We start from the raw sequence: 6,244 nt of genomic DNA, 5'->3' as shown, positions 1-6,244 counted from the left end.
GGAAAACTTGGTTGCCTTCTTGTTCATGGCTCCATTCTCTCAAGAGTTGGAGCCTCCACCAAACCCGGCTCGGTTCAGGTCTTTGAGAACACCGAGAGTACCAAACGCCAATACGCATTACGCGAACGCGCAGTGTCGCTGGGTTGGCCCATAGAACGCATCCACGTCATCGATACCGATCTGGGACAGTCAGATGCAAGCGCAGAGCACCGGGACGGCTTCCAGCGACTGGTTTCTGAGGTCGCTATCGGTCACGCCGGGATCGTACTCGGACTGGAAGTGTCCCGTCTGGCTCGCAACAATGCCGACTGGCATCGACTCATCGAACTCGCGGCACTGACACACACCCTGATTCTGGACGAGGACGGCGTATACGATCCTGCTTACTTCAACGACCGCCTACTGCTTGGTCTGAAGGGAACCATGAGCGAAGCGGAGTTACACGTGCTAAATGCGCGACTACAAGGCGGGATGCGCAACAAGGCACGACGTGGTGAGCTCGAACTCCCGCTTCCCATCGGGCTGACGTACCATCCAAATGGCTCGGTAGTGCTTGACCCCGATCAGCAGATCCACGCGAGCCTGCGACTGCTGTTCGATACCTACAAGCAGACGCGCTCGGCAAGCATGGTTGTGCGCCGGTTCCGTCGCGAAGGCTGGTCCTTCCCGCGCCGGATACGGCGTGGGATCGGTAAAGGCGAAGTACACTGGGGAGCGCTGAACACGTCGCGCGTGCTGCAAATCCTCCACAATCCCCGATACGCTGGCGCGTTTGTTTACGGTCGCACAAGGACTGGACGCAAGGCCGACCTGACGAGTACCCAACTGAGGGTTGCGCAATCCGACTGGCAGGTTCTAATACGCGACGCTCACGTCGGCTATATCGACTGGGACGAATTCGAGCGTAACCAGGTGACGCTAAGGCAAAGTGCAAACGGCTTTGGTTCGGAACTCGTGCGAGGGACGTTCCCTCGGGAGGGAGACGGGCTGCTACAGGGGCGCGTCATTTGCGGCCGATGCGGCAATCGCATGCGTGTGCGCTATCAGAGGGTCAGCGGAAGACTGGAACCATACTACGTATGTCACGATGTCGCCGCTCACGATGCGGGTAAGCCGTGCCAGTCGGTACGTGGGCGCGCAATCGATGATGTCATTGGTCTATTGCTCATGGAGACGGTTGGACCGGCCGCCATCGAAGTAGCGCTCGCGGTCGAAGACGAGATCGCCGGGCGTATCGAGCAAGCCAACTCCATGCGTCTGAAACAACTGGAGCGCGCGCGTTACGACGCAGAACTCGCCCGCCGCCGTTATATGAATGTCGATCCCGCAAACCGGATGGTTGCCGATACGCTTGAGGCCGACTGGAACGACCGCCTGCGTCGGCTCGACGCACTACAGCAAGAACATGATCGCTTACGACAGTCAGACCAGAAACTACTCGGCGATGAGGCCCGCACTCGTATCCGCGCCCTAGCGGATGACTTCGCCAACATATGGAACGACGGCCGTGTTGAATCCGTCGAACGCAAGCGTATGCTCGGACTCCTGATTGAAGACGTTACGCTGGTAAAGCCGGAGAGGATCTCGATTCACGTGCGTTTCCGGGGAGGCCGCACGACGTCACTCGAAGTCGACAAACCCAAACCGATGGCACTTGTTCGCAAGACACAACCGGCTGTCGTGTCGGTCATCGATGAGCTTCTGGAGACCTGTACCGATCAGGAGGTCGCTACGCGACTCAATGAACTCGGGCATACGAACTGGCAACATCAGGCATTTACTGCCAGGAAGGTCGCGCTGGTTCGGACGACATACAGGCTTCCGAGCCGATTTGAGCGACTGCGCTCGCGCGGCCTGCTTACCGGTGCTGAACTCGCTGCGCAGCTCGAAGTTAGCCAGACAACCATTCATCAATGGGGGCGGCAAGGTCTTTTAAGGCGCCAGATTTACGGGCACGATCACCGGTGCCTGTACGAACCTCTCGGTGACGTCGTGCTTGTGAGGGACACAGGCGGACGCAAAGCAACACAACCAACCTTTATAACCGCTCAAGCCACCGGACAAGGTGCAATGTGAAGCCTACTCCTTACTTTGCGGGCTGCACAGGGGCGTGGTCGATAGTGATTGGGTCGAAGGATGACTGTCGTCATCCAGCGCCCGTTGCAGCCCTACCAGCCAGCATTACCCAGCATAGAGCTACGGCGGTTTGCGACGATTTGGCGAATCATCGCGTGGGGTCTCCCCACAAGCCACTTGCGCGGAACGACACTTCCGTTTCCTCCACGCCGTGCGTGGCGATGATCCCGATGCGCTTGCCCTTGAACTGCCCCGGATTCGCTGGCCGCTCCGTCATGAATTCCAGCAGACGCTCGTTGCCCGGCGCCGTCGCGAGAAAATGGATATTCACCTTGGGAAAAGGCGGCAGATCGTCGTATGCGTGAAGCGCCGTCACGATATCGCGGGCGGAAGAGTTCGTCATTGCAGGTCTCTCATGTCCTGTTGGTGTACCGACAGGATCGCTCCTTCGGCGCAACGGGGCATGAAGATTCCTGCAGTGTCTCTTGCTCATTCGCGCACACACCGGGCGCAGTGCCTGCCGAGAGCTCTTCGCGGGCGCTGCCACAGGCTACAGGGCCTCGACGCGCGCCCGCGTCGCTTTTCGCTCTGCGTGAGCTCTGAATCGCGCGCCTGATATGCTTCCCCCCACTGCCTCAGACTCACGAGAACCGGAGCGAGCGTGCGCCCAAACGGGGTGAGTTCATATTCCACCTTGGGGGGGACCTGCGGGTAGACATGACGTGCGACGATACCGTCAGCTTCCAGCTCACGTAGCTGCAGCGTAAGCATGCGCTGCGTTGTGTTCGGCATCAGCCGGGTGAGTTCCATGAAACGCCGTTTCTCCCGCAACAGATGGAAGAGAATCACGGGCTTCCAGAGACCGCCGATGACAGAAAGTGTGACCTCGACAGCACATCCGCTTTTACTGTCCAGACGTTTCGGGCGCATGGTGCCATACCTACATCATTGAAAGTACCGGCTTTAATTGTACGTTCTTGTCCCAATAGACGGGCGCCTGGATAATCAACGTCGAGTCACGGACCAATTGAAATCACGAAGGGCCTGCTGTCGCGCGGTCACCTTACGCAGATCTGCCCGGCACCGCACGTCCCGAACCGATCGTGCATGTCGCGTCCGTCAATTGCACTGTTATTTGCACCTTCACCCATAGCACCAAGGAACAGCACTGATGAAAGCCGTCGTTCTGCGCCAGCCCGCCGGGCTCGACAACCTCCAGCCCGTCAACCTCAACGATCCCGGCGCTCCCGCCGCCGGCGAAATCCGCGTGCGCATTCACGCGAGCTCGCTCAACTTCCATGATCTTGGAGTCGTCACGGGCAGGATGCCGACGGCCGACGGCCGCATTCCCATGTCCGACGGCGCCGGGATCGTCGAGGCGACCGGAGAAGGCGTCACGGAGTTCGCCCCAGGCGACGCGGTGGTTTCATGCTTCTTTCCGCACTGGCTCGATGGCGCGCCGGCCATTGGCGACTTCTCGACCACGCCCGGCGATGGCGTCGACGGCTACGCCCGCGAGTACGTTGTACGACCATCGCACTGGTTCACACATGCCCCACGCGGCTATACCCATGCACAGGCGGCCACACTGACTACGGCGGGACTGACTGCGTGGCGTGCGCTTGTTGTCGACGGTGGACTGAAAGCCGGTGACACGGTGCTGGTGCTTGGCACAGGCGGTGTCTCGATTTTCGCTCTGCAGATCGCCAAATACATGGGTGCTCAGGTCATTGTGACTTCGTCGTCCGACGTCAAGCTCGCACGGGCACAGGCACTCGGTGCGGATCACATCGTCAACTACCGGCGCGACCCGGGCTGGGCAGCAAAAGTGCTCGCGCTCACCGAAGGCCGTGGCGTGGACCATGTCGTCGAGGTCGGCGGTCCGGACACACTCACCCAGTCGATCGAGGCCTGCCGGATCGGAGGTCATATCGCCCTCATCGGCGTCCTCACAGGTATTAGCGGACAGGTTCCGACGGTCACGCTGATGCGACGTCAGCAGATCCTGCAAGGGCTCGTGGTCGGCAGTCGCATGCACCAGATCGAGATGGTGCGCGCCATCGAAGCGACCGGTCTCAAACCGGTCGTTGACAGGACATTTGCACTCGATGAAATCGCCGATGCATTCCGTCATCAACAAGAAGCCGGACACTTCGGCAAGATCTGTCTGGCGATCTGAACGACACAGTAGCGGGCTGCATCTGCAGCCCCAGCGCTCGCTGGAGTGCCCGGGGAGCAACCATCAAGGCGTCGCTGTTCCCCTGATGCCCCCGAATACGCGGTCAGATGCGCCATCTGACCGTAAGTTTCCAGCTCGCAGCCTCGGCGCGATGGGCTCGCCTCGTCGGCCCGCGCGGGATTGCGAGCCCGGCCCGAAGCGCTTTCCGGCCTGCAATTTCGGGCCGTCCGCGCACTGATGCTCGATGTTCTCGCACACCATTACGGATGGAGCCAAGGAGGCCTCGACGAAAGTGCGACTCGCCGGCTTTCGTTCAAAGGAGTTTTGGCGTGCCGATCCAGAGTATCGTCGCCTCGCCTTGGGAGGAGTTTTCCCAGGCATGCGGCACTTTGGACTTGTATTGGGCGCAATCCCCTTTGCTCAAAAGAAAGTCCCTGCACTCCAGAGTCAACGTAATCTCACCGGAAAGGACGTGTATCAGTTGCTCGCTTGCGCGCGTGGCTATCTCAGATCGCTTCTGGCCGGGCGGCATGCGGACCAAAATCGCCTCCATCTGGTTGTCACCGTCGATGTTTGTCAATCGGGCAAAGAGACTTCCTGAGTCGTCAAGACCAAAGTACGTTCGATGATCAGCGCGCGTAACGGAGCCCTTCTCCGGGCCGAGAAAGTAACCCATTGCGACACCCAGGGCCGAAGATATCCCAGCGAGTGCAGACAAGGACGGCAAAACGCGACCACGTTCGACCTGAGAGAGATACCCTTTCGAGAGGCCGCTCGCAAGCGCGGTTTTCTCAAGCGTTTTACTCTGACGCTGACGAAGTATCCGGATCTTGGTTCCAAGTACCGTATCGAACTTACTCATATCGTTTGATGCAAGCATAGGGCGGAGAGATCCTGATCTCTTGCCTGCCGCGACCGCGCGGAGCGTGTCAGGTATGTTCGTGAGAGTTACGCAAAGGCAGCATCAGCGAGTAGAGCACCGCGCGACGGCCAACACATCCGTCTGGAGCGGCCGGAGGCTTATCGCAGCAACATGGCGACCGGTTCCGGTCCAGGCTGCCCTACCCGCCTAACGAAGATCTGCCCAATGAGGGCTTCGAGCAACGCGACAGATTCCATGCAGACTCGACATGCCAGCGGAACCCCACTGCGCCAACGCGTGGCGCCTCTCGCGCGGCATGTGTGTCGTTCATCCGGTAGCGGCGATACATGTGTTAGCCCGAACAGGGGGAAGCCATACCCTCCAGCAAGGTCAGATACAAACTCCTTTTCTTCACTCGTCGAGACTCACGGAACTATAGGAATCCATCCAGTCGTACGATTCTCGCCCTGTCGCCCACGCCCAGTTGCGTTCGGGTACACGTCGGCTGTCCCCGCCTGTTGGCACGGCCTCCGGTCTCGGGTGCGTATTGGCCGGTGCGTGCGAAGCAAATCCATCAATTTGCTGTGTTGCGGAAGATCGTTGATCCATTACAGTTCCTCTATCAGCGTTCACGTTCTCACGATTCTGCGTGCCACCGTTACGCGAATTATTGACGCCACCATCGTCAATAATCGATTGGCAGCACATTACCCGGATGGCAACGACAACGTCTCCGGCCTCTACATTCTGATTCTAATAACCAGTCAAAAATCTTCAACGCTGAAAATGGAAAGTCATTATTTACATTTCCCGATAACCTCATCTCAACAAGAATCCGATGGTGATGCCATCTGGCTACAGATTCCATCAAGGCTGCGCACGTTTGGATCATTGTGCCCACACAACAGTCGAATCAGGATGGAATCTCCTTAACAATTTATAGGCATCCTAATTTACATTATCCAGCTATTCGCCTCAGAGACTTCCATCAGTATCGCTATTCCGGCACCTGACCGCTACGTCGTTTAACGCAGCCAATGAAAGCGGGACTAGAGCGTGTTAGGCACTTGCGGCCAGACCTGGTATCCTGGCCAGATGGCAAAACGCAGACCCTACCCGACGGATGT

At 58.7% G+C, this 6,244-nt stretch carries 5 protein-coding genes; 2 read left to right on the top strand and 3 right to left on the bottom strand.

Translation table 11 applies throughout. From position 1 onward, the window contains the following. The first annotated feature begins 33 nt into the window (after window positions 1–33). A complete protein-coding gene (locus SB764_RS37880; RefSeq protein WP_410866446.1) occupies window positions 34–2,076 on the top strand; it encodes a recombinase family protein in 2,043 nt (680 codons plus the stop codon). A 148-nt stretch (window positions 2,077–2,224) separates the two neighbouring features. On the opposite strand, the gene SB764_RS37875 is transcribed toward SB764_RS37880, so the two are convergent. Further along, window positions 2,225–2,479: a hypothetical protein gene (locus SB764_RS37875; protein WP_410866445.1), complete on the bottom strand. Its 255-nt coding sequence runs from the start codon at window positions 2,477–2,479 to the stop codon at window positions 2,225–2,227. 86 nt (window positions 2,480–2,565) lie between these two features. Continuing rightward, window positions 2,566–3,006 carry a winged helix-turn-helix transcriptional regulator gene (locus SB764_RS37870; RefSeq protein WP_410866444.1) on the bottom strand — a complete coding sequence of 147 codons (441 nt, stop codon included), beginning with the start codon at window positions 3,004–3,006 and terminating at the stop codon, window positions 2,566–2,568. A 241-nt stretch (window positions 3,007–3,247) separates the two neighbouring features. Here SB764_RS37870 and SB764_RS37865 point away from each other — a divergent pair, with 241 nt between their 5' ends. Further along, on the top strand, window positions 3,248–4,255 hold the full coding sequence (locus SB764_RS37865) for a zinc-dependent alcohol dehydrogenase family protein (protein ID WP_410866443.1): 1,008 nt from the start codon (window positions 3,248–3,250) through the stop codon (window positions 4,253–4,255). Between the two features lie 313 nt (window positions 4,256–4,568). Here the strand turns inward: SB764_RS37865 and SB764_RS37860 are convergent, their stop codons facing one another. Beyond that, window positions 4,569–5,135 (bottom strand): helix-turn-helix domain-containing protein, encoded by a 567-nt coding sequence (locus tag SB764_RS37860; protein ID WP_410866442.1) that lies wholly within the window; start codon window positions 5,133–5,135, stop codon window positions 4,569–4,571. Window positions 5,136–6,244: the final 1,109 nt, after the last annotated feature.

The sequence above is a fragment of the Paraburkholderia sp. SIMBA_027 genome, from assembly GCF_046535315.1.
GTDB classification, from domain to species: domain Bacteria; phylum Pseudomonadota; class Gammaproteobacteria; order Burkholderiales; family Burkholderiaceae; genus Paraburkholderia; species Paraburkholderia tropica.
Note: the sequence above shows the minus strand (reverse complement) of the source record. Positions and strands in the feature narration are given on the sequence as shown.

What these genes read in the sequence shown, in the direction of transcription:
- SB764_RS37875 (WP_410866445.1), bottom strand. Translation starts at nt 2,479, where the DNA reads ATGACGAACTCTTCCGCCCGCGATATCGTGACGGCGCTTCACGCATAC.
- SB764_RS37870 (WP_410866444.1), bottom strand. Translation starts at nt 3,006, where the DNA reads ATGCGCCCGAAACGTCTGGACAGTAAAAGCGGATGTGCTGTCGAGGTC.
- SB764_RS37865 (WP_410866443.1), top strand. Translation starts at nt 3,248, where the DNA reads ATGAAAGCCGTCGTTCTGCGCCAGCCCGCCGGGCTCGACAACCTCCAG.
- SB764_RS37860 (WP_410866442.1), bottom strand. Translation starts at nt 5,135, where the DNA reads ATGCTTGCATCAAACGATATGAGTAAGTTCGATACGGTACTTGGAACC.